Source organism: Vibrio mediterranei, from assembly GCF_900088415.1.
Lineage (GTDB): Bacteria > Pseudomonadota > Gammaproteobacteria > Enterobacterales > Vibrionaceae > Vibrio > Vibrio mediterranei.
This window is the reverse complement of the sequence record NZ_FLLQ01000001.1, coordinates 1,017,669-1,041,547: the sequence shown is the minus strand read 5'-3', so window position 1 is coordinate 1,041,547 and position 23,879 is coordinate 1,017,669. Positions and strand designations below refer to the sequence as shown.

Below are 23,879 nucleotides of genomic sequence, written 5' to 3'. Positions count from 1 at the left end.
ATGCCACTGCACCCACCTAATGAAACTGAACTTTTAGAGGCGCTGTCTGAAGCGAAAGACGCGAGTGAGTGCCTTATGGCGGCTTATGATGCGATTGATGACACGTTAGATACGTTGATCAATAGTATTTTTCATAAAGACGACTATGCAGTGAAGTACGTGGTGGATCCTCTCCTGACCAACGATGGTCCGCTGGGGGATATTCTTGTTCGGGCTAAGCTACTTTTAGGTCTAGGTGTTATCTCTAAGGAAGTATTCGATGATATCGATATCTTCGTAACACTGCGCGAATGGACCAAACATCAAGAGAACGATGTGAGCTTTACCGAAAGAGACGTGTTGTTTGAGTTGAACAAAATCAGTGCTATCCAAAAAATGATGCCGATCGAATACGATGAAAGCATGACAGATGGCCTAGACGCAGTGATGTTGGAAATGTTCTTAGAGCGCCACTATCAACGCGTTAAATCCACCATTATTTTGGCGATTACCGAGCTGGTTGAAACACTGTGTCGAGATAACCCGCTGGTTTAAATAGTGATGAACTTCGGCACTATCCTGTGCCGAAGTTATATTTCGTTTCTGTCTCTCCTTCTTTTCTTCTTTATTATTCTCAATTTCTCCTCGGCTTTTTTCGCACAATTCTATCCATTCTTGTGATATTAACTTTCGAAACGAAACTTTATTGTGTGTTTTTTCATCAAATAAACTCGGTCTTAGATTTAATACAGCGGATTTCTTGCGTGATAACTTACGTTGTGAAATAATTTTGCTACCAGTTAAGTTTTGAATCGAAATTAAAGTGCGAAAACGAAATACTCAAGTCAGACGTCATTCCATTGCTCAGCTTGTTAAAGAGCGTGGAGAGGTGAGCGTAGAAGAGCTATCCGCTCTATTCGATACCTCTGAAGTGACGATTCGTAAAGATCTTACTTCTTTAGAAAAGAACGGCCAGTTACTAAGACGCTATGGTGGTGCTGTAGCGCTGCCCCAAGAAGCCGTAGATGAAGTGCTTAATGAGTCGAGTTTGACGTCCGCCTCGAAAGAAAGCATCGCAGAGGCCGCAGTTGGTTTAATCAATGATCATTATCGAATTGTTATTGATTGTGGCAGCACAACAGGCGCTTTGGTTTCAAGGCTTGGTAGTAAGAAAGGTTTGGTGGTAATGACAAATTCACTGTCATTGGCGAATGCCATCAATGACTTGGAAAATGAACCAACGCTATTAATGACAGGCGGTACTTGGGATAGTCATTCAGAATCATTCCAAGGGAAGGTTGCCGAGTCGGTACTTCGTTCTTACGACTTTGACCAGTTATTTATCGGTGCCGATGGTGTCGATTTAGCGCGCGGCACCACCACATTTAATGAGCTGATCGGTCTTAGCAATGTTATGGCAGAAGTCGCACGCGAAGTCGTGGTGATGATTGAATCCGAGAAAATAGGCCGAAAAATTCCTAATCTAGAATTAGCGTGGGATGCCATTGACGTCGTCGTTACTGATAAAGGCTTAACTAACGAGCAGAAAGCTCAAATCGAATCGAACGGCGTAAAGGTGATTTGCGCTTAACAAAATTACTCCCTCCATTATTGATTTGCTTGCACTCAGAGAGGGAGACAGAAATGAGAAACGGAGAATTGATATGTGTGGAATCGTAGGTGCGGTAGCACAACGAGACGTAGCGGAAATTTTGGTAGAGGGTTTACGCCGTCTGGAGTACCGTGGATATGATTCAGCGGGTGTAGCCGTTGTTGATGCAAATTCAGAACTGAAACGCGTTCGTCGTTTAGGTAAAGTTCAAGAGCTCGCGGATGCGGTTGACTCTCAAGATGTGACTGGTGGTACGGGTATTGCTCATACTCGCTGGGCAACACACGGCGAGCCGTCAGAAGCGAACGCTCACCCACACGTATCTGGTGATATCGCTGTGGTTCACAATGGCATCATTGAGAACCATGAAGAGCTACGTGCAACGCTTCAAGGGCGTGGCTATGTATTCCAATCTCAAACCGATACGGAAGTTATCGCACACTTAGTTGAATGGGAACTGCGTACTTCTGCAACCCTAGTGGAAGCGCTGCAAAAAACGGCGGCTCAACTTGACGGTGCGTACGGTACGGTTGTGGTTGACCGTAAAGACCCAAGTCGTATTGTTGCAGCTCGCTCTGGCAGTCCAATCGTTATTGGTTTTGGCGTTGGTGAGAATTTCTTGGCTTCAGATCAATTGGCGCTATTAAGTGTGACACGCCGTTTTATGTATCTTGAAGAAGGCGATGTGGCAGAAATTACTCGTCGCGAGGTTACTGTTATCGATGTAGACGGCAACCCAGTTGAGCGTGAAATCACTGAGTCTAATGCGGAACATGATGCTGGCGACAAAGGTCAATACCGTCACTTTATGCAAAAAGAGATCTTCGAGCAGCCTCGTGCGTTGATCAACACTATGGAAGGTCGTATTACCGACAAAGCGGTAGTCACTGAAGCAATTGGTGTTAACGCGGTAGATATTCTTAAGAAGGTCGACCACGTTCAAATCATCGCTTGTGGTACGTCTTATAACTCAGGTATGGCAGCTCGCTATTGGTTTGAGTCGATCGCAGGCGTAAGCTGTGATGTCGAAATCGCTTCTGAGTTCCGCTACCGTGATTTTGTGGTTCGTCCAAACAGCTTGTTAGTGACATTGTCTCAGTCTGGTGAGACGGCTGATACTTTGGCTGCTCTTCGTTTAGCGAAAGAAAAAGGCTACATGTCGGCAATGACTATCTGTAACGTTGCTGGTTCATCGTTGGTTCGTGAGTCAGACTTTGCCTTTATGACTCGTGCAGGGACTGAGATTGGTGTGGCATCGACGAAAGCCTTTACGACTCAACTAGCAGCAATGTTAATGATGGTAGTGTCTATCGCTCGTTTGCAAGGTCGTATGACTGAAGAACGCGAAGCTGAAATCGTAAAATCTCTACATGAACTTCCTGCAAACATTGAAAAAGCGTTAGCGTTCGACAAAGAAATCGAGGCATTAGCAACTGACTTTGCAGATAAGCATCACACACTATTCCTTGGCCGTGGTGAGTACTACCCAATTGCTATGGAAGCGTCGCTGAAACTCAAAGAGATCTCATACATTCACGCAGAAGCTTATGCAGCAGGTGAACTGAAACATGGTCCTCTAGCACTTATTGATGCAGACATGCCAGTGGTAGTTGTTGCGCCAACTAACGACCTTCTAGAGAAGCTGAAATCGAACATTGAAGAAGTACGTGCGCGTGGCGGTCTACTGTATGTATTTGCTGATGAGAAAGCAGGCTTTGAAGGTGATGAGAACATGAAGATCATCCAAATGCCACACGTTGATGACATCATCGCACCAATCTACTACACCGTACCAATGCAGCTACTGTCTTACCATGTTGCATTAATCAAAGGTACTGATGTGGACCAGCCACGTAACTTAGCGAAAGCGGTAACGGTTGAGTAAGAGCAATTAAAAGATCGACAAAGAGCTGTCGGTGGACAATAAAGATCGAAACTCGACAATAATGATTAGAACTACGACAATAAAGTGCGAAACTTTTCGATGCTTTTTGTCGTAGTTTGCCTTCTTCCCTGAGAAGGTTTTGCCCCTTTTCGTGTCAATAACCTAAATCCAAATCCGGTCATTCCTGCGAAGGCAGGAATCTACTGACAGCCCCCGCTGAATCACATGGTCCACTCCGCAAACTGAGTGACGAGGCTAGCTTATTTTTGCCCCTTTCCGTGTTCAAAGCATCCCAAAAAATTACAGTCATCCCCTTGAAAAAGGGGATCTCATTCAGCGCGTCCCGCAGCCGAATTACGTGACTTAGTCGCCAATTTTCAGTCACCTACACGCGGTAGGAGGTCCTCACTTTCGTGAGGATGAGGGCTATAGGGGGCATGTTAGAAATGAAGGGGTGTAGAGCATTTCTTTCCAAAAGTGAGTTTCAAACTTTGTTGTCACAATCTGTTTGGATAGCAACGATGATGGAGTCAAAGTTTCGATCTTTGTTGTCACTTTTTGGCTGTTACATCAGGTAGTAATCAGCCCTGTTTAGGAGAAAAGTTTCTATCTTTTTTGTATCTTAATAAAATTAATTGTTATGTCCTCAAAATAAAAGCCTCCGTATAAACAGAGGCTTAGTAGAAGTATAAAAATAGTAGGGAAGTTAGGCTTGAATGAGTTGGCTCATCTCTTCTCTAACTTGTGGTACAGTCAAGCCAACAATAATTTGGAAACTCTCTCCATTACGAACCACGTTAACAGCACCTTGTTGTTGGAAATAGGATGTTGGTTGAACCAACTCAGCGTTTTTGACTTTCACACGTAGTCGTGTAGCACAGTTAGTTAGTAACTCGATATTGTCGCGCCCACCTAAGCCTTCAATGAATGCATTGGCTTGGCCGTCTTCGCTACCGTTTACAGTATTTCCTTTTTGTGATGCACGATACTCTGCCTTAGACACAAATTTCACTTCCGCATCATCGCGCCCAGGAGTCATTAAGTTGTACTTCAGAATAATTGCACGGAAGCTGAAGAAATATATAGCCGTGAAGGTGAGACCTAGTGCTATCTGAATCACATACGTACCCATGTGGTTTGCACCTAATGGCAGCCAGTTCTGGAAAACAAAGTCGATTAATCCAGTTTGGAAGTTACCCGATACACCAAGCATAAAGGCAAGCGTCGCCATTGTTGCTGAAAGTAGTGCATGTAAAACAAATAAAGCAGGCGCAATAAATAGGAATGTGAACTCAATAGGTTCGGTAATCCCTGTCAGAATTGCGGTAATGGCTGCACCTAGAACAAGTCCTAGTACCATCTTCTTCTTTTCTGGTTTCGCGGTTGAGTAAAGGGCTAGTGCGATACCTGTACATCCAAACACTTTGCCCATACCTGTTAACATGAGGCCGCCCTGAGGGAATTGTTCAGTTAAGGGTGCGCTGCTTTCTGCAAATTGCTGAATGTGCTGGATCCAGTAAGCAACAGTACCACCATCAACCGCGACTGGACCATAGAATACGGGACCATAAACAAAGTGATGCAAACCAGTAGGGATCAACAGACGCTCAAGAAGAGTAAATGCCCAAACACCGAACGAACCTGAGTTGACTAAGAACGTTTGTAGACCATTGATACCACCTTGGATAGTTGGCCATACAAAGCATGTGATAACGGCAAGTGCAACCATCATAGGGAAGCTAATGATAACCACTAATGGGGTGCCATTGAACACAGAAGCCCAGTCCGGCAGTTTACGGTCAAAGTATTTGTTATGAACCCAAACCGATACACTCGCGATAACGATAGCACCTAAAAGGTTGGTATCCAGTGTTAAGATTCCGCCAATTTCAGTTAGACCACGCTCACCAGCAACATAATTGACGCCAAGATCGGTCCCCCAAAATTGTAGTATTCCACCAATAACGTAGTTAAAAGTGATGTAAGAGACGAGGGTGGCAAGTACCGCACGACCTGACGCTGATTTTGCTAGCGCGATGGGTAAGCCAACTGCAAAAATAAGAGACATATTTTTGAAAACAGCTAATGACGCTTGTAGCAAAATGGTTGAAACACTGTGCCATGTTGAACCAGGAACTGCCCAAGGGAACAGATCTTGGTTTAGGAGCATAACGGTAAATCCAAGCAGCATACCTGCCGCAGGGAATAGCAAAACAGGGACAAACATGGCTGCCCCAAATCTTTGTATCATGTCTTTCATAGTGACCTCAAAGGTGCCTCTTAACAGGAGTTCCTTCCTGCTCAGAGGCGGTTCAAGTTATTGGGAAAATTGTGGCAAATAGTTTTTATTTTCTTCTAGAAGATCGTTAACGATAGCTTTCGCTTTAGGGACATTAACAACGGTACGGTTGAGGGTTAATGCATTGATTAATTTCTGTCTATTACCTTCATACCATGCGTCGACAACTAATTTTTCGTATCCTAACTGACTTTCAATCATGGCCTTCTGGAATGTTGGAATGGTGCCAACTGCAAACGCTTTAGGGCCGTCATTAGTTAGGGCACAAGGCACCTCAACCATGGCATCATCCTGAAGATTTGAAATCGCACCATTGTTTGGCACGATGACCAAATAAGTGTCGCCCATGTTGTACGCTAGGGATGCTGCTACCCGAACCATATAGCGTCCATGAATGTCAGCGTGTAAGGTCTCATTAGCGGTTGTCCCAGCATCAATAATGCGTTGGTTTAACTCAAACACTCTCTTTTCACGACCGTTGATCACTTGGCGTGCTCGAGTGTTGTTGATCTGCTCTTTTGCGACCATTTTTTCTGGATACAAGTAGTACTGGAGATAGGTATTTGGCAGATACTCTGGATTATCCTCAAGCATCGTTTTCATATTTTGGAATGTGGCTTGCCATGACGGATCATCAGCAATTTCAGGATCAACGGCACTAATTCCTTGGTGTAGGATAATGTTCTTGATTTCATCCGTCAGATCTTGGCCTCGTTTATTTTTGATCTTGGTAAACCAACCATAGTGGTTTAGGCCAAAGTACTCAGGTACTAGATCCCAGAACTCACAACCCAATAGGTTTGCGTAGCTCACCATGATAGCGGCTGGCATATCGCAAATATTCAGGATGCGCTTATCATCTGGGAATTCACGGTTAAGTGCTTCTGCAACAATCGCTGCTGGATTGGTGTAATTAAGGATCCATGCTTCTTTTGAGTACGAGCGGATATCGTTAACCAACTCAATCATGTCACCAATAGAACGAAGGCCGTAAGCCATACCGCCAGCACCACATGTCTCTTGACCGACACAGCCGTGAGTGAGCGGAATTTGCTCATCTCGTTCGCGCCCTTCTAAGCCGCCAGTACGAATCTGAATAAAGAAGAAGTCTGAGTTTGAGAATGCGACACTTTTATCTGTTGTGTAAATGAATTCTTCAACTTCCGGATAATGCTCTTTAAATAGAATCTCTGTCGCTTTGGCATTTGATTCTTGGCGCTCAGCATCAATGTCATAAAAAACAACACGCTTTAAAGGAAAGGTATCTTTTTCTGCAATTAGGCTGTTCATCATACCCAGCGTGTAGGTACTGCCTGCGCCAACAACGGTTAGGTTTTGCTTGTTCATTGAAATGTCCTGATGTTTAACTTGATGACACAAAAGTATCTTAAAAGTATTATTTTGGGCAATACATATAAGATACTTTGAGTGTGAATTATAATATCCTTCACAATAATCGAGCCTAAAAGTATTTTAAATGTATCGTCGATCACAGTTTACTTTTATCATGCTTGGAGATTAAGGAGATGAGATGAGTAAACCTAGATACTTGCAGATAGCTGATACTTTGATTGAAAAGATCAGTAATGGTGAACTGTCAGCAGGCTCTATCTTGCCAACTGAAGGCGAGCTGCAAAAAGAGTTTGATGTAAGCCGAGTGACTATTCGTAAAGCAATGCAACTACTGGTGGATAAAGATTTATTGTTTCGCCAAAGGGGCAGCGGTACTTATGTTAAAGCACCTAAGGCGCAACATAATGCTCTGCACTTGAGCGGCTTCGTAGAAGAGGTTTCGGCACAAGGCAAGACGCCAAGCTCGAAGATAATTACGTTTGAACTTATTGAATGCAATGAGCTAGTGGCAGATAAGCTTAACGTTTCAATTGGAGAAGAGGTGTATTCAATCCGCCGTTTACGAATGATAGATGATGAGCCTGAAGTGCTAGAACACACGTATTTACCCGTTTCTCTATTTCCCGATCTTAGTATTAAAGCCATGCGTAGCTCCAAATACGACTACATAGAAAAGACGAAAGGACTAAAAATCAAACTTTCTCGTCAATCGATCAAGCCCGAAATATTGAATAAAATAACCGCTGACGAACTCAATATGGATATGGCCGATCCGGTTATTCGCGTCGATTCTGTTGGTGAGCTAGAAAGTGGTATCGTGTTTGAGTATACGGTGCACTATTTTAGAGTAAATCAGTACAGCTTTGACTATATAGCCTATCGGTGATTTAAGAAGTAAATTGTGTGGCAGTATTATCAAGGGTGAAACCCTTTAGGGATATTTGGTCTGCCTAAATAATCAGCAATTATGTCGCCAAATGGCAATTCACTAACCTTTGCTTTGTCTATGATGCCTCCATCAACTTAATAGTGTTCTAGAGGAAGCCATCATGAAAAAAGTGATTATCAATACAAATGTATTTAACGGTGTCGATGACAAGCTGATAGAGAATGTATCGATTCTCATTGAAGACAATTTGATAGTAGAGATTGGTGATATTGATCTTTCAGTTGCTGATGAAGTTATTGATGCGAAGGGTGGCACAGTTATGCCTGGTCTGATTGATGCCCATGTACATATTACTCTCTCTGCGCCGTTTAATGTTATTGATACCATGACACGTGAGGAAGTGGCGATTCGTTCGGCCAAGATTTCCGAAGAGATGCTAATGCGTGGGTTCACCACCATTCGTGACGTGGCTGGTAATACGCTTGGACTCAAAACCAGTATAGATAATGGTTACGCATTAGGACCTCGCATTTTGCCGTCTATGGCGGCTATTTCTCAAACGAGTGGTCATTCTGACTACCGCCAAAACCGAGCTCAAGAACGCAAAGGTGACCACGAAGATTCACCGATGATGAAACTGGGAGCGATGAAAGTCGCGGATGGTCGTGCTGAAGTATTAAAAGCAGTACGCGAGCAGTTGTTTATGGGCGCCTCTCAAATCAAGATTATGGCCGGTGGTGGTGCTTCCTCAACATTCGATCCACTAGATACATTGCAGTACACGTTGGATGAAATGAAAGCGGCTGTTGAAGCGGCCTCTGATTATGGAACCTACGTAGCGGCGCACATTCATACCGCAGATGCGATGCGCCGAGCTGCTGAAGCGGGAGTCATGTCTTTTGAACATGCGACAATCATGGATGACGATATCGCACAAACTATCAAAGAAAAGGGGATTTGGGTTATCCCGTCATACTTCACGTCGTCCTTAATTGCAGAGCGAAAAATACCGCTGCCAAATGAAGAAACTTATCGCAAAACTGAGCGAGTTGGTAAAGCGATGTTTCACTCCGCTGAGCTTATTAAGAAATATGACATCCAAAACTTGGCATTCGGTACTGATTGTGTGGGTGAGAAAGATGTGCACGCGACTCAACTTAATGAGTTGGCGGCTATCGAGCAAACCTTCGATACGATAACTGCGCTGCGTATGGCAACTTCAAACTGTGGGCGCTTGTTTGAGATGTCAACGTACCAGCACCCATACCCGCAAGGGAAACTGGGTCAGATTGTTGAAGGAGCTTACGCGGATCTATTGATTATCGATGGTAACCCGCTCAATGGCGTAGATTGTGTTATGAATTGCGATAGACAAAAAATCATCATGAAGGATGGTGTCGTTTACAAAAACACTCTTTAGCCTCATGAAAGCGGCACTTTCTTCAATGTAAAAGAACGAGCAAATATACAAAAAAGGGCAGTGAAGTCATCATTCATTGCCCTTTTTTATTACCGATAACTTGCAGTCAGGCTTTCTTCTTCACTTTTCCTTGAACCGCTTTAAATCTTGGGTTGGATTTGCATATTACATAAATACGACCGCGGCGCTTAACGACTTGGCAATCATGGTGGCGCTGTTTAGCACTTTTGAGTGAGCTAAGTACCTTCATTTGTGTTCCTTACTTGTTGGTGGCGACATGGCCGAAGCGGCGATTGAAATTAGCTACTCGTCCTTCTTTATGAATAACTCTTTGTTTTCCTGTGTAATAAGGATGTGATTCCGATGACACTTCAATAGTCATATACGGATAGGTTTTACCATCCTTCCACTCGATAGTTCGGTCTGTTTCCAGCGTTGAGCCAACGATAAAGTACTTGTCTACGCTCGTATCGTGAAAAATAACCTGACGATAATTTGGATGAATATTCGGTTTCATAATACCCCAATTGTTATGTTATAACATATCAAATGATAATCGTTATCGAATGAAGAATGCAACAGAAATTTCAATAGTGGTCTGTGTGATGACTAATCCATAACAAAGTTACGGTTGATATTTAAATGATAATCAATATCATCTAATTTCTTGGTAAGGAGAGTTGAAGGTTAGACCGATGGATATGAAAAAATGGGAAAGACATACACTGTTAGCCGACGAAGCGGAGAAACAAGGGGAGTTGATGGCAGCGGTCGCCCATTACCAAATCGCGCTGTCTGAATCACAGCAGATGAAATTTGATACATCAGACCTTGAAGAGTTGGAAGATCTGCTGGCGGTTAAAGTAATGTCCTGCCATAACCTTGCTGACTTTTGGCGTGCACAAGGAGACAGTGAGTATGAACTGAAGTACTTACAACTAGCTTCAGAAGAAGTGATGACCTTGTTACCCCAATGCCCGCGCACTAGTTGTGATCGTTTTATCTCTTCGTTGGGGTGTTGCAAGTCTGCATTGGTCGAATTTCTTAAACGCCATCCGAATCCAAAGGTTGCAAATCATATAGCTGACATGCAAACGACAAATGATTGTGAGTTGATTGTGAAGTTTAAAATTCATTGATCGGCTTAAGTTGTCTCTCCTATATGCAATTCTCCTTTAATCTTCGCTACATATGAGATGTGATGATAGTTCATTGTTCTCATTGCAAAGAAACAATGACTTATGAAAATGTATCAGTTTTCCTGATAGTACGTGTTTTTTATTGGTCAAAAAAACGCCTTATAGTGTTCGACATGAGCAGAGTAAAGGAGTATTCGGCTATTCGCTAACGATTAACGTCAAGGGGAATTATTATGAGCAAACTTACTCAAATCATATTGGCTTCGATCCTTCTTTCACTCTCATCATTCTCATTTGCTAACGAGCAAACGCCGCGACATGGTGAGTATGTTGGTGAAGCGGAAGTATTGGTTAGGAATGTAGTCAGCACAAAAGTAAAAACCTGCCTTTATAAAGGCAGTACCGAAGAGCCCGTAGAGCTTAAATGGGGCAAAACGTTGACCTGTCCAGACTCAATAACCATCAATGGCAATGTGATTCATGAAGGTGATGGGCTTAATACATCAGGCCACAAGCGAATGTAAGGCGAAATCTATGTTCGTTAAATGAAAGAAACCGAGATTTGATATCTCGGTTTCGAAATCTTGGGGGAAAACTAGCAGGCGTTATGCTTCAGAAACAACGCTAACACAAGCAAGGCTGACGTCTTGATCGATATAGGCCATGCCGAGCTTATTTAAGTAATCCATTCTATCCGCGGTTCGCAGGTCAATATCGGGACCTTCAATATTGTTGCTTTGATAAATCTGCGCTAAGTGCGCCATAAACCGCTCACCTACGCTCATCATTAGTAGGCTCATCGCCCCCACATCGGGCTTTACTTTGGCACGTTGTTTTTCTGATAAATTTACCGCAAGGACGATAGGTTCTTCTTCACCTTCAAAACGAACGCTGCGGTCTCGAACGGTTTGCTGTGCCCAATAATAAGCCAATTCTTTACTTTGAGTCAGAAAAACAGGCGCGACAGATTCGGTGTAATTGTTACCTATCGTTGCCATGGTCTTTTTCGCGGCTTGGTTAAGAGCTTTGTCGCCGGAGCGCTTAAGCCCTTGTCCTTGGATTGAACTTAGTAGCGCCGATGAGGTGCCGTGGTACCAAACATCACTGGTTGCAAAGCCATCTTGTGATAGTAACTCTTTAGCATCTTGGAGATAGGAAGGAACTGTAGTCATAGGCATTCTCAACAAACATGAATGAATTTAGTCTAACAGAAGTGGAGAGTGAGACTGCGTCTTGGGGCGCAATTCTCACTCTCTAGGTGTGTTATCAATTTACTCTCATAAGTGTGTAGAGAGCAAATCGCCACCTTAATTAGTCGAACTGGTGAGAAGTATTAAGTTCACCGGCTGCTTTCAACGCATTTTCACCTGCAAAGTATTCTTTGTGGTCATCACCCATGTCTGAGCCAGACATGTTTTGGTGTTTCACACAGGCAATACCTTGGCGGATTTCTTTACGTTGAACATTGGCTACGTAGCCCAACATGCCTTGCTCACCGAAGTACTCTTTCGCTAGATTGTCAGTTGACAATGCAGCAGTGTGATATGTTGGTAGCGTGATTAGGTGGTGGAAGATCCCTGCTTCACGAGAGGCATCCGCTTGGAAAGTGCGAATCTTTTCATCAGCACGCTTAGACAGTTCAGTTTCGTCGTACTCAGCGCTCATTAGGTTAGCGCGCTCGTATGCTGATACATCTTCACCTGCTTCAACCATTGCATCATAAGCTTGCTGACGGAAGTTAAGTGTCCAGTTAAATGATGGTGAGTTGTTATAAACTAGCTTAGCGTTCGGGTGAACTTCACGTACGCCGTCCATCATCTCTTTGATTTGACCAATATGTGGTTTCTCAGTTTCAATCCACAGTAGGTCGGCACCAGCATTAATCGCCTCGATACAGTCAAATACGCAACGGTCTTCACCAGTGCCTTGACGGAATTGATATAGACCTGAAGGTAGACGCTTAGGACGTACCAGCTTACCTTCACGGTTGAAACAAACGTCGCCTTGCTTCATATCTGCTACATCGATCTCTTCCACGTCTAGGTAAGAGTTGTAGATGTCGCCTTGGTCGCCTGGCTCTTTAACTACTGCGATTTCTTTTGTTAGGCCAGCACCTTGTGAGTCAGTACGTGCAACGATAACACCGTTATCGATACCTAGCTCAAGGAAAGCGTAACGTAGTGCACGAAGTTTGGCATGGAAATCAGCGTGAGGTACCGTTACTTTACCGTCTTGGTGACCACATTGTTTCTCATCCGCTACTTGGTTTTCGATTTGAAGACAGCAAGCACCAGCTTCGATCATCTGTTTCGCCATTAGGTAAGTTGCTTCTGCGTTACCAAAGCCAGCATCGATATCCGCGATGATAGGTACAACGTGCGTTACGTGATTATCGATTTGGTCTTGAATAGAATCTTGTAGATCCACATCACCCGCTTCACGAGCAGCATCTAGAGCACGGAATAAACCACCCAGCTCACGAGCATCGGCTTGACGTAGGAATGTGTATAGCTCTTCTACTAAACCAGCAACCGACGTTTTCTCGTGCATTGATTGGTCAGGCAGTGGACCAAACTCTGAACGAAGTGCTGCAACCATCCAACCTGAAAGATAAAGGTAGCGACGGTCGGTTTTACCACCGAAGTGCTTTTTAATAGAAATCAGTTTTTGTTGACCGATGAAACCATGCCAGCAACCCAATGATTGAGTGTACTTAGAGCTGTCTTCATCGTAGGCCGCCATATCAGCACGCATAATATCTGCTGTGTATTGCGCGATATCTAGACCCGTTTTGAATTTGTTTTGAGCACGCATGCGAGCAGCAGATTCTGGATTAATAGCATCCCATGGAGCACCAGCAGCGCGTTTTGCAACTTCTATCATTTCGATATCTTGAGTGATTTGCGACATAACTATTCCTTAGTTTCACGTTGGATATTATTGGCCAAATGGCTTAGTCATCTTTCTCCGAGGGCTTCATGTTTCAGATGGGACGACCCGTTTAATTTGTTGTTATGGACAAATCGTAGCCGCATGTGTGATAATTTTGTTAATTTATAGTTATTATATTCGGTATTTTTTATATGAATATTGCTCGTATAGACCTTAATTTGCTTGTGTATTTAGACATGTTGCTACGGGAAAGAAATGTCACCAGAGCGGCAAATCAGTTGGGCATTACCCAACCCGCCATGAGTAATGGTTTGCGCCGATTACGTGATCTGTTTGAAGATCCGTTGTTGGTTAGAACGAGCGAGGGAATGATACCGACAGAGCGTGCGCAAAAACTGCAACCAGTGATTCGCAATATCTTGGCAAACGTTGAAAAGACACTACAGCCGACCACTGAATTCCATGCCGATGACAGTGAACGCGTGTTCCGCATCATGGCAAGTGACTATGCGGAATCCACCATCATCCAACCTTTGCTTAAGCGGCTAAGTGAAATAGCGCCAAAAATCCGCTTAGACATCATGACCCCCAGTGATGTGAGCTACCAAGATGTAGAGCAAGGAACGGTGGATATCATCATCAACCGATTTGATGATATTCCTCAATCCTTCCATCAAATGAGTTTGTGGCACGATGGCTTTTCGTGTTTGTTTAGCTGCGACAACCCGATAGCGGATAACTTTGATTTGTTGTCGTATTTGAAAGCACAGCATATTTGGGTAAGTAAAACCGGGATGGGGACTGGGGTTGGGATTAATCCCAGTGAGGCACAAAAGCTCGGTTGGATTGATGAAGCGCTGATGCGTATTGGTAAGACCCGCAACATTACGGTGTTCACTCGACACTATTTGTCGGCCATCCTATTTGCTCAGCAGAAAAACTTGATCCTTACCATTCCAACCAAAGCGGCGCAGCTTCAGCGTCATAATCCTAAGCTTCTGATAAAGCCAGCACCATTTGCGATTGAGCCTTTTGAAGTGAAGATGGCATGGAGCCCACTTTTGCAAAGTAATCCGGATCACCAATGGATGAGACGCTTGATTAAGAGTGTGGCAAACGAGCTAGAAAGTGGTGTAACAGAGTAGTGAAATTGGGTATTTATTATGTGAATGTTCACTATAAATGGCATAAATTAGCTAAATTTTCGTCTGTTACGTAAATTTATTGAATAGTCATCGATTAATTCGAGAGAGATTTTATGAGCAATCGTATTCAACAGGGAAGCTTGAACATTGATAGCACCCTCTACCAATTAGTTAATGAACAGGTGATGCCTGGCACTGGCATTAATGCTGACGACTTTTGGCAATCTTTTGAGTCCATTCTTAAAGACTTAGCGCCTAAAAACCGCGCGCTGTTAATTAAGCGTGATGATCTACAACATCAGATTGACGCTTGGCACCAAGAGCGGGCTGGACATGCAATAGATGCAGCAGAATACAAACAGTTCCTACAAGAGATTGGTTACCTAGTACCAGAAGGCAATGACTTCCAAGTCACCACTGCCAGTGTTGAACCTGAGATTGCAACGCAAGCAGGTCCTCAGTTGGTTGTTCCTATTATGAATGCTCGCTTTGCCTTGAATGCTGCTAATGCTCGTTGGGGAAGTCTTTACGACGCGCTTTATGGAACAGACGTCATCAGTGAAAATGATGGTGCAGAGAAAGGTGGAAGCTTTAATCCGGTTCGTGGAGCAAAAGTGGTGGCTTATGCCCGAGAGTTTCTTGATGAAGCAGCACCGCTAAATGGTGTCTCTCATAAAGACGTGACTAAATACAGTATCAGCAACGTCAGTATCGGCAATACGTTAACCGCAACGTTGGAAAACGGTGAGGAAGTTACGTTGATCGACAGTGATCAGTTCATTGGATACCAAGGGGATGCAAGCGCACCATCTTGCATCTTGTTGAAGCATAATAATCTGCATATTGAGATTCAAATCGATCCGACAGCTCCTATTGGAAGTGTTGATGCCGCGGGTATCAAAGACGTGCTGGTGGAAGCGGCACTGACTACGATTATGGATTGCGAAGATTCAGTAGCTGCAGTGGATGGTGAAGACAAAGCGCTTGCCTATCGAAACTGGTTAGGGCTGATGAAAGGCGACCTACAAGAGTCGCTTGAGAAAAATGGTAAAACCATTGTTCGTAGTCTCAATCCCGACCGTCACTATACTAGCGTGTCAGGCGGAGAAATTTCGCTCAAAGGCCGCAGTATGTTGTTTATACGAAATGTGGGCCACTTAATGACGAACCCGGCTATTATTGATGCACAAGGTAATGAAGTGCCTGAAGGTATCATGGATGGCATGATTACATCGTTAATTGCAATGCATGACTTGAAAGGCAACAGCCAGTATCAAAACTCAACCGCTGACAGCATTAATATCGTTAAGCCTAAGATGCACGGCCCTGAAGAAGTAGCATTTACCAATGAACTGTTTGGTCGTATTGAAGATGCCCTAGGTTTAGAGAGATACACCATCAAAGTTGGCATTATGGATGAAGAGCGCCGTACGTCGGTTAACTTAAAAGAGTGTATCCGCGCTGCGAAAGATCGTGTGGTGTTTATTAACACTGGGTTCTTAGACCGAACTGGTGATGAGATTCATACCAGTATGGAAGCTGGCCCCTTCGCTCCTAAAGCACAGCTGAAGAGTATGACTTGGATTGGTGCATACGAAGATCAAAACGTTGACCTTGGTCTTGCCTGTGGACTGCAAGGTAAAGCACAGATCGGTAAAGGGATGTGGCCTGAGCCCGATAATATGGCCAAGATGATGGAAGCTAAAATTAGTCACCCTCAAGCTGGTGCGAATACCGCTTGGGTTCCATCACCAACAGCGGCAACACTCCATGCGCTGCACTACCATAAAGTGAGTGTGCCTAGCCGCCAAAAAGAATTACGCGAGCGAGTTCGAGCGAATGTGGACGACATCTTGACGATTCCGTTGCTAGGCAATCAAAAGTTGACGGCGAAAGATATCCAAAGCGAGCTAGATAACAATACGCAAGGTATCTTAGGTTATGTTGTACGCTGGATTGACCAAGGTGTTGGCTGTTCTAAGGTACCGGATATCAACGATATTGGCCTGATGGAAGACAGAGCGACACTACGTATCTCTAGTCAACATATCGCCAACTGGCTACGTCACGGCATTTGTAATGAGGCGCAGGTTATGAAAACCATGAAGCGCATGGCTGCGGTTGTTGATGAGCAAAATGCAGGTGACCCTAACTACAAAAATATGGCGCCTGATTTTGAAAGTAGCATTGCGTTTTCAGCCGCATGCCAGCTTGTATTTGAAGGCTGTGCACAACCTAATGGTTACACGGAGCCTGTTCTTCATGCGATGCGCTTGAAGCTAAAAGCAACCCAACACTAAACAATCAACTATAAAAAATACACCCCCAATTAAACCGAGCCCAAGGTGCCGCGCTTTAGAGCGCGGTTTTTTTTATCTTGCGATGAAGGGTTTTGAACGTAGGGGGAATATATGACAGATAAAAAAACACCGAGAACATAGTCTCGGTGTGAAAGATAGTAATAGTAAACTCGGGAGGGCTGAGTCTCCCAATACAAAAATCTTAAGGATCGTTGGCTACATAATGATGTAGAAACAGTTTGATCATATATTCACCACTCCGATTGGAACATTAGACTAAAGTGGTAAAGCGAATAGCAAACTTGAAAACTGATTTTTCATTTTTATTTCACAGAATTTTTTGCGTTTGATGAGATTTTTGCTATGACGCACTTCAAAACCGCATAGTCGTAGTTCTGCTCAAGGTACTCATAGAGCGGCTTGAGTTTGTAATCTTGCAATGTCTTTAAACTTATTGCTGCTGTTGTGATGGTGTCATACTCTGCCTCACTAATATCGACGACTTGTTCGAGTTGGCAGGCATTGATTTCTATTGCTTTGGCTAAATGGGCCAATACCGTTGCTGGTTTAATATTACGCTCAGTCGCAATCTGTTCAGGCGCCAATCCTTGTTGAAGTCGTGTTAGTGACTCAAGCTCAGTCTCATTTAAGACGATTTCTTGCTCTGTTTTGGGTTCGATAGCATCAATAAAGCGCTGACCATATTTACTGATTTTAGTCTCGCCAAACCCTGAGATTTGATGCAGCTCGTCAAGTTGTTGAGGTCTCTCAATCGATAGCGCTTCTAGTGTTGCGTCGCTACAAATGATATAGGCTGGAACTTGTTGCTCTGTCGCTAAGGATGAGCGCACCTGTTTTAATACATCAAACTGTTTGATGTCTCCTGTTGAAAGTCCAGTACGGCGACCTTTAGTACTAGAGCGAGCTTTTGAATTAGAACTACGAAGCTTTCGTAATTGGATGGGGGCTTCACCTTTTAAGTATGGTCGACAATGTTCGGTCAAGCGGAGACTGCCATGGTCGCCATGTACCTCTAGCAGGTTCATTGCAAGCAATTGACGAAATACGCCTTGCCATTGTTTCGCATTTAATTCGGTGCCGATACCGAACGTAGAGACGTTATGGTGCTGGTTCTGTTCAATTCTTTGGTCTGACTTGCCAAGTAGAATATTAATTAAATAGCTGGCACCAAAGCGTTGCTCGGTACGAAACACGGTAGAAAGTGCTTTTTGAGTCGCTTTGAGTCCATCCCAAGTCTCGGGTGGTGTAAGGCAGTTATCACAGTTACCGCACGGCTGTTCCAGTGATTCTCCAAAATAAGCCAAGAGTGCTTGGCGGCGACAAGTGGCAAGGTCGCAGTAGCCTAGCAGTGCATTGAGTTTTTGAATGGAAGTAAATTTGAATTGCTCCGAAGCGTCGGAGTTTTGCACCATTTGGCGTTGTAATACCATATCTTGCATGCCAAATGCCATCCAGGCATTGGCTGGCTGTCCATCACGTCCGGCACGTCCTGTTTCTTGATAATAGGCTTCGATACTCTTCGGCAGACTTAAGTGTCCAACAAAACGTACATTAGGCTTATCAATCCCCATACCAAACGCAATCGTGGCAACTATGATGATGCCATCTTCTCGTAAGAACCTTTGTTGATTCAACGCTCGCTGATCCGCAGACATACCCGCATGATAAGGGAGGGCAACTTTACCTAACTCATTGAGCCATTGAGCTGTTTCTTCCACCTTTTTTCGGGACAGGCAATAGATAATACCTGCATCTTCTGGATGATGAGCTTGGATAAATGACCAGAGTTCTTGCTTGGCATTACTAAGGTCTGAGACGTGGTATTGAATGTTTGGTCTATCGAAACTGTGAACAAAGACCTCGGCGTTCTCCAAGGCCAGCTGTTCGATAATTTCTTGCTGTGTCCGACTATCCGCAGTCGCGGTAAGTGCTATTCGTGGAACAGAAGGAAAGCGCTGCTTTAGGACATCTAGCTTTTGGTATTCAGGACGAAAGTCGTGTCCCCATTGGCTAACGCAGTGTGCTTCATCAATGGCAAATAATGATAAATGGCACTGCTCTAGCAGACTAAGCGTTCGCTCCAGCATCAGTCGTTCTGGAGCTACATACAAAATATCGATATCGCCAGATCTTAGCTGTTGTTCGACAATCTGCTGATCATAGGGCGTTAAAGTTGAGTTTAAATATGCGGCTTTTACACCTATCTGATGAAGGGCATCGACTTGGTCTTGCATCAAAGCAATGAGTGGTGACACAACAATCCCAACCCCTTGCCGCAAAATGGCAGGGATCTGATAACAGATCGATTTACCGCCTCCAGTAGGCATTAAGGTCAGTACATCGTTTCCTGATCTAAGAGTGTTGATGATGGACTCTTGCTGATGACGGAACTCATCATAACCAAAAAGGGATTTGAGTAATTGTTGTGGAGTCATTGGTTTGGCTATATTCGGATAGGTCGACACAGTTTCTCAATCGTGACGATCGTTTTCAAGCGCAGTCTGTTGTCACTTGAGGTTACTCGGGTTAACTCAATGAAAGGATGCAATAAAAGTTGTAGTCGATGGTTTAGAAATCAAAAAAACGGATTAAGTAGGAAAGAAGGGGAAGAAGAGATAGTCGGGCTTAGCTTGGCATATAAGCCCGACTTATACGGAGCTTTGGAATACGTTAGCACTCCATTGCTAGTCACTTTTTGTTGCAAGTGACGTCTTTTTAGAACAAAGGGTAACAAAAAAGTTCCATTACCCTTGTTCAAAAAGTTGGTTTATAGACCTTTGATGTTCTCAACTTCAAGTTCGTTGAAGTAGCGAACAGTCTTCACTTTAAGCTCTTGCTGAGCTGCATCGTCAGCAACGATGATCGCTTTGCGGTGCATTTGAAGTGCTGTCACTGTCCACATGTGATTTACAGAACCTTCAACTGCCATTTGTAGAGCAAGTGCTTTGTTGTGACCTAGAGTTAGGATCATTACTTCTTCAGCATCTAGAAGAGTCGCCACACCGATAGTTAGTGCGTACTTAGGTACTTGATTGATATCGTTATCGAAGAAACGAGAGTTAGCGATACGAGTATCTTCTGTCAGAGTTTTGATACGAGTACGAGATGCTAGAGAAGAACCTGGCTCATTGAATGCGATATGACCATCAATACCCACACCACCCATGAATAGGTTGATCTTGCCGTATGAACGAATCTTTTCTTCGTACGCAGCACAGTGAGCATCGATGTCATCAGCAAGACCGTCAAGAAGGTTGATGTTCTCTTCTTGGATGTCTACATGATTGAAGAAGTTGTTGTACATGAACGAACGGTAAGATTCTGGGTGCTCAGGGTCGATACCAACGTACTCATCCATGTTGAAAGTAACAACGTTTTTGAAGCTTACTTCACCAGCGTTGTATAGTGCGATCAGCTCTTTGTATGTAGAAAGAGGTGTTCCACCAGTTGGCAAACCTAGAACAAATGGTTTTTCAGCAGTTGGTTGGAATGCATTGATACGCTCTGCGATATGGCGTGCTGCCCACTTACCTACTTGTTCTGCGTTTTGTAATGGAATAAGTCTCATGTTGATCCCCTAATAATAGAATTTAGTTTGTTCTGAAACATTAATTCGCATTATAAAATAAGTTTTTCGAGTCGGCTATTACTTTTCTGTGAATTTTGCGATTTTTCTTGATCGGGATCGCTTTTCATTAGCTTTATGTCGACAAAATCGACAAAGTGAAAGGGATGAAAGTTAAAAATTTCGATAGGTAAATAAAGTGGTTACAACACGTAAGCTAGGTCATTTTTGAGGGGAAAAGCGAAGAGGGCGCGATGCACCCTCTAGAATTCTTTAGATAGCTTGACCGTTTGCAGTAACTGCAACATCGACATTGCCTCGTAGAGCGTTTGAATATGGGCATACTTGGTGTGCAACACGAACCAGTTCAATAGCAGCGGCATCTTCCATATCTAATGTCACATCAAGCGCAACATCCAAAACAAACCCGCCTTGTTCGTTTGCTTTTAATGCAACCGTTGCCTTTGTCGGCGCTGCTTTTAGGCTAAGCTTCTGCTGCTGAGCAACATGAAGGATTGCGTTCGAAAAACACGCTGAATAACCAGCAGCAAAAAGCTGTTCTGGGTTAGTCGCCGTTCCCGTGCCGCCAAGTGCTTTAGGATATGACAATGCAAGATCTAATAGACCGTCATCTGTAGTCACTTGTCCGTTACGTCCAGCAAGAGCGGTAGCAGAAGTTGTATAAAGTGCAGACATGATTCATTCCTTATGTATTAATAATGATTGTGTGTAATTAGATTGTGCGCAAATCATATTGCCAAATAAGAGTGATTGCAAGTATATTGTGCGCAATATAAATAAATGGTTTGGAAAGATATGAAGTTCGACCAGCTAGAGTCATTAGATATCGATAAGCAAGTTTGCTTTGCACTGTATAGCGCAAGCAATGCGTTGACGCGTGCTTATCGACCAATTTTGGAACAGATTGACCTGACATATCTGCAATACATGACCATGCTTGTATTGTGGAAGAAAGCCCCGATGAACGTTAAAGACATTGGTGCAGACTTGAAGTTGGATTCTGGAACGCTAACTCCTTTACTTAAAAGACTTGAACAGAAAGGGCTTGTGGAGAGAAAACGCAGTGAAACAGACGAGCGTGCGAGAATGATTACTGTCACAGAACAGGGCTTTGCTCTGCGTGAAAAAGCCATGTTAGTCCCCAACTCCATTGCATGTAAGGCTCAATTGGAACTGGAAGACGCGCTGACATTGAAACGAATCTGTGAACAATTGACCAATAACCTAATGGATTAGTACTTGATGGATATCGAAGGATTATCAAAAGTAGGCTTTAAGCACCTTCTGGCGCTTCATGTCATGCTTGACACAAGCAGTGTCACCAAATCAGCAGAAGTACTGTCGGTTACGCCATCCAGTGTGAGCAAAACCATCACTCAGTTACGTGAAATATTAGACGATGAATTGTTTTACCGTGATGGTTCTCAACTCACGCCAACCCCTTATGCCGTAAAAATCGCGCCATTGATTCACTCTATGCTGGCAAGTATGAACGGCTTATTGAACCAAACACGATTTGAACCAAACTCATTTGAAGGTCGGTTCAGCCTATCGATGAGAGAAAGCACTTTTGAGTTGTTTGCGCATTCCTTGGCGCGGCTTACCATAGAGTGCACTCCAAAGGCCAAACTCCAAATCATGACAAAGGCTCGATTTGGCTTCGACGCTTTGCACAGTGGCCAAGTAGATTTCATTATTCTCCCTCACGATGTGAGCCAAGCCCCAACCAATACCAAAGAGTTGATTTGGGAAGTGATTCTGGAAGATGAATTGGTTTGCCTAATGTCTTCTGAAAACCCGTTAGCAGGACGTGAACTGACAATTGATGATTATCTAAATAGTCAGCATATCGGTATTTCAGATGCCGAACTCAATCGCCCTTATTTTGAGCAGACTCTACGCCAGAAATATCGCGCTAGAGATGTAAAAGTGAATGTTTCAGACTTTGGTGCGGCAGCTGTACTGTGTCATCAATCCAATTTGCTGTTTACTTGCTCTAAAAAATGGGCCGATATTGCGCTTCAAGCAAAAGGATTGGTAGCAAAACCCCTGCCTTTTGAATACGGTAAGGTGGCATACAGTTTGGTGTGGAACCGAGCTAGCATTAACGATCATGCCATCGCATGGCTATGTAATTATCTTCGAAATCTCGCTTAACCCTTAGCTGCTTGTTTATGAAAACCGTATTGGCAGTTGCATATTGATAGGTGATGAAATAGTCTGTTATTTCATCACTAAGGAAATTCATATGTTTGCACAGTCTAACTACCTCTGGCTTCTACTCGATATACTAGTAGCTCGGTAGGTTTTTCTGTGCCTGGCTACGAGTAAAGCGTAGCCAGTCCACACCGCTTATTCTCGTAGCCTTTATTTAAAGGGAGTAAGAATGAGCAACGCGATAGAATCATCCCAAACGTCATCGAAGCCCCAATATGTTAAAGGGTTAATGTTCGCTTTATCTGGAGCGGCGCTTTTCTCACTCAAGCCGATATTGATTAAAATCGCTTTTCAATATGGTGGCGATGCTACAACCATCATGTCGTTGCGCGCATTTAGCTCGCTGCCTTTTTATTTATTGGTGCTTGGTATTCTTTGTCGCTCAGCGGAAAAGCGCCAGCACGTTAGACGTCATGGCTGGCAAGCTGCATTAGTAGGCGTTTTAGGTTACTACGTTGCCAGTTATCTAGATATAGCCGCATTGGAGTACATCAGTGCTCAACTCGAACGGTTACTTATATTCCTATTCCCCAGCTTCGTGGTGCTATTTTCTTGGGTATTTTTGGGACAAGCGCCGTCCAAGCTTGTGCTTAAAGCCGTTGGTATAGGGTATTTAGGTATTGGTTTTATTATCGCTCACGACTTACAGTCTTTTGGCGGAGAAGTATGGAAGGGGAGTGGCTTGGCTATAGCATCGGCCATCGTGTTTGCCGCTTACTTAATGTTAAGTAAAAACATCATAAGTAAGATAGGAAGCGAGCTGTTTACCAGTATTGGTATGGGTAGCGCCGGATTAGCGATCCTAGTGCATTTGTCCTTATCAGGGATTAGTCCGAGTGACTGGTCGTTTCCTCTAATTTTGCTGGGTATTATATTAGGAATCTTCTGCACAGTGCTTCCCTCTTACCTTATCGCAGCTGGAATGGCACGACTAACCGCGACCGAATTGAGTGTCACCTCAAATATAGGTCCCGGCATTACGGCATTAGCGGCGGTGTTTGTTCTAGGTGAGGCATTTACTGTCTATCACGCCGTTGGGTTATGCTTAGTATTGTACTCGGTATACAGTATGAAACAGGCAAACTAAGATATCACTGTGGCTAGATTGGTTACCCAACTAGCCACATTTAACATAGCGGAGG

Annotated in this window: 21 protein-coding genes; 12 read left to right on the top strand and 9 right to left on the bottom strand. The window is 43.8% G+C overall.

All coding sequences use genetic code 11. The annotated features are described in order from the left end of the window. The 3 genes from VME0621_RS04660 (at window position 1) to glmS (ending at window position 3,476) form a co-directional block, all read left to right on the top strand. Complete coding sequence (locus tag VME0621_RS04660; protein ID WP_088879014.1) at window positions 1-534, top strand: MltR family transcriptional regulator; 534 nt, start codon at window positions 1-3, stop codon at window positions 532-534. A 268-nt stretch (window positions 535-802) separates the two neighbouring features. Continuing rightward, entirely contained in the window at window positions 803-1,570 is a 768-nt protein-coding gene (locus tag VME0621_RS04655; RefSeq protein WP_038227436.1) for a DeoR/GlpR family DNA-binding transcription regulator, read from the top strand. A 73-nt stretch (window positions 1,571-1,643) separates the two neighbouring features. Continuing rightward, window positions 1,644-3,476 carry a glutamine--fructose-6-phosphate transaminase (isomerizing) gene (gene glmS, locus VME0621_RS04650; RefSeq protein WP_062456160.1) on the top strand — a complete coding sequence of 611 codons (1,833 nt, stop codon included), beginning with the start codon at window positions 1,644-1,646 and terminating at the stop codon, window positions 3,474-3,476. Between the two features lie 706 nt (window positions 3,477-4,182). On the opposite strand, the gene VME0621_RS04645 is transcribed toward glmS, so the two are convergent. Together VME0621_RS04645 and VME0621_RS04640 are read right to left on the bottom strand one after the other, a co-directional pair. After that, entirely contained in the window at window positions 4,183-5,736 is a 1,554-nt protein-coding gene (locus tag VME0621_RS04645; protein ID WP_038227420.1) for an alpha-glucoside-specific PTS transporter subunit IIBC, read from the bottom strand. 57 nt (window positions 5,737-5,793) lie between these two features. Beyond that, the gene (locus VME0621_RS04640) at window positions 5,794-7,122 is read right to left on the bottom strand and encodes a 6-phospho-alpha-glucosidase (protein ID WP_062456157.1); all 1,329 of its coding nucleotides are present in this window, start codon (window positions 7,120-7,122) and stop codon (window positions 5,794-5,796) included. Between the two features lie 184 nt (window positions 7,123-7,306). On the opposite strand from VME0621_RS04640, the gene VME0621_RS04635 reads away from it, so the two are divergent. Both VME0621_RS04635 and VME0621_RS04630 read left to right on the top strand, forming a co-directional pair. Beyond that, entirely contained in the window at window positions 7,307-8,014 is a 708-nt protein-coding gene (locus VME0621_RS04635) for a GntR family transcriptional regulator (protein WP_062456154.1), read from the top strand. 163 nt (window positions 8,015-8,177) lie between these two features. Continuing rightward, a complete protein-coding gene (locus VME0621_RS04630; RefSeq protein ID WP_006070347.1) occupies window positions 8,178-9,437 on the top strand; it encodes a metal-dependent hydrolase family protein in 1,260 nt (419 codons plus the stop codon). A gap of 106 nt (window positions 9,438-9,543) precedes the next feature. Here the strand turns inward: VME0621_RS04630 and ykgO are convergent, their stop codons facing one another. After that, window positions 9,544-9,687, bottom strand: coding sequence for a type B 50S ribosomal protein L36 (ykgO, locus tag VME0621_RS04625; RefSeq protein ID WP_006070348.1), 144 nt, complete (start codon window positions 9,685-9,687; stop codon window positions 9,544-9,546). 9 nt (window positions 9,688-9,696) lie between these two features. Then, window positions 9,697-9,954: a type B 50S ribosomal protein L31 gene (locus VME0621_RS04620; protein ID WP_006070349.1), complete on the bottom strand. Its 258-nt coding sequence runs from the start codon at window positions 9,952-9,954 to the stop codon at window positions 9,697-9,699. Window positions 9,955-10,132: 178 nt separating this feature from the next. Between VME0621_RS04620 and VME0621_RS04615 the strand changes: the two genes are divergently transcribed. Together VME0621_RS04615 and VME0621_RS04610 are read left to right on the top strand one after the other, a co-directional pair. Then, the gene (locus VME0621_RS04615; RefSeq protein ID WP_006070350.1) at window positions 10,133-10,576 is read left to right on the top strand and encodes a DUF2753 family protein; all 444 of its coding nucleotides are present in this window, start codon (window positions 10,133-10,135) and stop codon (window positions 10,574-10,576) included. A gap of 233 nt (window positions 10,577-10,809) precedes the next feature. Next, a complete protein-coding gene (locus VME0621_RS04610; protein ID WP_062456152.1) occupies window positions 10,810-11,100 on the top strand; it encodes a hypothetical protein in 291 nt (96 codons plus the stop codon). 81 nt (window positions 11,101-11,181) lie between these two features. Here VME0621_RS04610 and VME0621_RS04605 read toward each other — a convergent pair whose 3' ends face one another. Together VME0621_RS04605 and VME0621_RS04600 are read right to left on the bottom strand one after the other, a co-directional pair. After that, a complete protein-coding gene (locus tag VME0621_RS04605) occupies window positions 11,182-11,748 on the bottom strand; it encodes a hypothetical protein (RefSeq protein WP_062456149.1) in 567 nt (188 codons plus the stop codon). Between the two features lie 139 nt (window positions 11,749-11,887). After that, window positions 11,888-13,486 (bottom strand): isocitrate lyase, encoded by a 1,599-nt coding sequence (locus VME0621_RS04600; RefSeq protein ID WP_038227404.1) that lies wholly within the window; start codon window positions 13,484-13,486, stop codon window positions 11,888-11,890. Window positions 13,487-13,659: 173 nt separating this feature from the next. On the opposite strand from VME0621_RS04600, the gene VME0621_RS04595 reads away from it, so the two are divergent. Together VME0621_RS04595 and VME0621_RS04590 are read left to right on the top strand one after the other, a co-directional pair. Next, window positions 13,660-14,613, top strand: a complete 954-nt coding sequence (locus VME0621_RS04595; protein WP_038222008.1) for a LysR family transcriptional regulator — start codon at window positions 13,660-13,662, stop codon at window positions 14,611-14,613. Between the two features lie 113 nt (window positions 14,614-14,726). Continuing rightward, the gene (locus VME0621_RS04590) at window positions 14,727-16,913 is read left to right on the top strand and encodes a malate synthase G (protein WP_062456146.1); all 2,187 of its coding nucleotides are present in this window, start codon (window positions 14,727-14,729) and stop codon (window positions 16,911-16,913) included. 323 nt (window positions 16,914-17,236) lie between these two features. On the opposite strand, the gene recQ is transcribed toward VME0621_RS04590, so the two are convergent. The 3 genes from recQ to ohr all read right to left on the bottom strand — a co-directional run bounded on the left by recQ (window position 17,237) and on the right by ohr (window position 21,195). Further along, complete coding sequence (gene recQ / locus VME0621_RS04585) at window positions 17,237-19,369, bottom strand: DNA helicase RecQ (protein ID WP_062456557.1); 2,133 nt, start codon at window positions 19,367-19,369, stop codon at window positions 17,237-17,239. Window positions 19,370-19,701: 332 nt separating this feature from the next. After that, window positions 19,702-20,502 carry a glucosamine-6-phosphate deaminase gene (nagB, locus tag VME0621_RS04580; RefSeq protein WP_031493925.1) on the bottom strand — a complete coding sequence of 267 codons (801 nt, stop codon included), beginning with the start codon at window positions 20,500-20,502 and terminating at the stop codon, window positions 19,702-19,704. A gap of 270 nt (window positions 20,503-20,772) precedes the next feature. Further along, window positions 20,773-21,195, bottom strand: a complete 423-nt coding sequence (gene ohr, locus VME0621_RS04575) for an organic hydroperoxide reductase Ohr (RefSeq protein WP_062456143.1) — start codon at window positions 21,193-21,195, stop codon at window positions 20,773-20,775. 105 nt (window positions 21,196-21,300) lie between these two features. Between ohr and ohrR the strand changes: the two genes are divergently transcribed. From ohrR to VME0621_RS04560, 3 genes are all read left to right on the top strand, one after another. Continuing rightward, window positions 21,301-21,756, top strand: coding sequence for a transcriptional regulator OhrR (gene ohrR / locus VME0621_RS04570; RefSeq protein ID WP_062456141.1), 456 nt, complete (start codon window positions 21,301-21,303; stop codon window positions 21,754-21,756). Window positions 21,757-21,762: 6 nt separating this feature from the next. Then, complete coding sequence (locus VME0621_RS04565) at window positions 21,763-22,677, top strand: LysR family transcriptional regulator (protein ID WP_062456139.1); 915 nt, start codon at window positions 21,763-21,765, stop codon at window positions 22,675-22,677. Window positions 22,678-22,906: 229 nt separating this feature from the next. Next, window positions 22,907-23,824 carry a DMT family transporter gene (locus VME0621_RS04560; RefSeq protein WP_062456135.1) on the top strand — a complete coding sequence of 306 codons (918 nt, stop codon included), beginning with the start codon at window positions 22,907-22,909 and terminating at the stop codon, window positions 23,822-23,824. Window positions 23,825-23,879 lie beyond the last annotated feature (55 nt).